Source organism: Geomonas sp., from assembly GCF_056994735.1.
Genome location: NZ_JBXKJL010000376.1, coordinates 1 through 2,448, shown reverse-complemented (window position 1 = coordinate 2,448; position 2,448 = coordinate 1). Strand labels below are relative to the sequence as shown.

Below are 2,448 nucleotides of genomic sequence, written 5' to 3'. Positions count from 1 at the left end.
GTTACAAGTTTCCAAGAAGGTGTTCCTATAGTTCCTGCGTTTACATACAAATTTGCATTTGTAATATCTACACATATAGAACCTTTTCCTGCAAATCCTGTTCCCTCTGTAGTAGGTGCTCCTGCATTGACAAACAATACAGTATCAACACCTATAGCTAGTTTATCAAAATTAGTTACTGCCATGCTTTATACCTCCATTATTGTTCATTACCATTAAATTCCAGCACTACCAATGATGCCTCTGAAATCCGAACAACCAAATGAATATCTACAGTACCCTCTGTATTTACTTGCAAGTGTATTGAAGTCTTCTTCTCTCTTAAATTCTGGCTTAACTCTCCAGAAGTAATTAAGTTGATGTCTCTTGCTGTCCATTATGTACCAAGCATCTGAATCAGTTAAGAATGGATTTACAACAACTTTCATTGCGTCTTTAAGTACGTTAACGTTGTTATTTGCAGTATCAATCTTCTGTGAAGATTTAAGAAGCTCTTCTGCTAAGAACTGTAATGCAGGAGGTACTACTAGAGTATCAAAGTGCATTTGAATTAACTTTCCTGCTTCGTCAATTTGTCTCTGTCCAAGGATTATAGCTTGCTTTAAAGTTACATCTGAAAGTGCTCCTGTAACTAAGTTAGAAGCTACACCTGTACCAAATTCAGTAACAACGCTAGAACCTATGATTGGGTGAGCTGCTGAAATAAGTGGAAGACCATCATATATTGCAGACTTTCCTGTTCCACCAATATCCTTTGAGAAAGCGTTATTGAATAGTGATATTGCATCTGTTTCAACTTTATATCTTCCTGCTCTTGCAAGGTCTTTAGGTAGCTTTTCAATTACATTATACATTTCATCATCAGCAAACTTTCTTTCTACAATGAATCCACTTGCAAATTCTTTATGTACATAAGTTCTTTCAAGACCTGGGTCTATTGTCTGATAAGGTACTACAGGCATTTGAGTAGAACCGGTTACAGCAGATGTGCTAGAACCGAACTCTGTCCATGGAGACATTGCTCCTAGACCATAATCTGTTTCTTTTGCTTTCTTGGAACTTAGTACATGAAATAACTTAGAGTATTGCTCTGGCACTTCATCATAAGTTTCATAGAATAATTTTCTTAGCTTTGGCTCAAGTAACACACCAAAGTTAAGTTCTTGATGTACGTCTTGTCCATCAATAGCTATTTCTGCTAGAATGTCTAACATTTTATTAACATCAATCATTGTTTAATCACCTCATATTATTTCCATTTTTTATATTCGGAATATGTCATCTCTAGTCTGTCTGCCATTCTCATTTCAGCTTCCGACAAACCAAAGGTAGCATCGTTTGTTTTATCCATTGGATTTATAAGTGTAGTAACTGTTGCGTTACTCTTCTTTATTTGCTCTGTAAGCTCTGCTGAATGCTTTGCAAGTGTCTCTTTAAGAAACTTGTCATGATTCATACCTTTCCACATTAGATATGCTTTGCTTATTGGCATAACCTCTTCATTAGCAAGATTAAGTATTTCAATCTCATTTATATTTGGGTCTTGCAGTTTAAGCATTTCAAGCTCATGGTTTATTTGCATAGACTTTACTGTAGTGCTCATTTCAACAAGCATAGGGTCTTGTGGTTTGTACACCTTATCTATATCTTTAGCACCTTCGTCTTCCATTTCAGAAAGCTTTTGTGCTAGATGCGGATTAGCTCTAAAGTATTCATAAAGCTCTAAGGCTTCTTTATATTCTTTTCTTTGATTTGCTACTTCTTGTGTCTTTTTAGTGTAGTCTGCCTGTCTTAAATATCCTTGCTTGTATTCTTTGATTTGTTGTGGTGTAAGTTTTTCACCATCAATTTCAAAGAACTGTTCGCTAGGAGTTTCTGTAGGCGTTGGTGTTTGTTCTACAACTGGCGTTTCTACAGGAGTTGGCTCAACACTTGGCTCTCCATCTACTGCCAATTCAAGATAAATTTCTAATATGTTTAACATTAATATCCCTCCGAGTTCTTATTAGATTATTCGGAAATTTCAGCTTGTAATTGCTGCAGTTCTTCTGGTGATAAACCTTGAAGCATTTGAGCAACCTGTGCTATTTGTGGATTAGATTCGATAAGACTTGATAATTCTTCTGGAGACATGGAAAGTATTACTTTCATAACCTCCTTAAGTGCCATCATTTCTTCATCTTCACTACCACTATTTCCCTTTGATTGTATATCTTTGGAGCTTGTCTGTAAAGCATTGTCAACTTTGGATTGCTGTAAGCTCATTGCATGGTCTACTTGTTTACTTTCAAGTTCCTGTTGATGCTGCATTTGCATTTTAGCCATCTCTGCTTCTTGTCTCTGCTGTTCTGCCATCTGCTGCTGCTGTAATTGCATTTCTTGTTGAGCTTGTGCTTCTTGTGCCTGTACTTGTTTCATTTCTTCAAATCTTTGAAGTATCTGTTCTAT

The 2,448-nt window shown here is 36.2% G+C and carries 4 protein-coding genes; all 4 read right to left on the bottom strand.

All coding sequences use genetic code 11. The features are described from left to right. Positions 1-185, bottom strand: a 185-nt coding sequence (locus AC11W3_RS16275) for a hypothetical protein (protein ID WP_484093359.1), incomplete at its 3' end; no start/stop codon positions are given. A 30-nt stretch (positions 186-215) separates the two neighbouring features. Then, complete coding sequence (locus tag AC11W3_RS16270) at positions 216-1,232, bottom strand: phage major capsid protein (RefSeq protein WP_484093358.1); 1,017 nt, start codon at positions 1,230-1,232, stop codon at positions 216-218. Between the two features lie 17 nt (positions 1,233-1,249). Beyond that, on the bottom strand, positions 1,250-1,984 hold the full coding sequence (locus AC11W3_RS16265) for a hypothetical protein (RefSeq protein WP_484093357.1): 735 nt from the start codon (positions 1,982-1,984) through the stop codon (positions 1,250-1,252). Between the two features lie 26 nt (positions 1,985-2,010). Further along, a partial coding sequence (locus AC11W3_RS16260) for a hypothetical protein (protein ID WP_484093356.1) occupies positions 2,011-2,448 on the bottom strand: 438 nt, incomplete at its 5' end.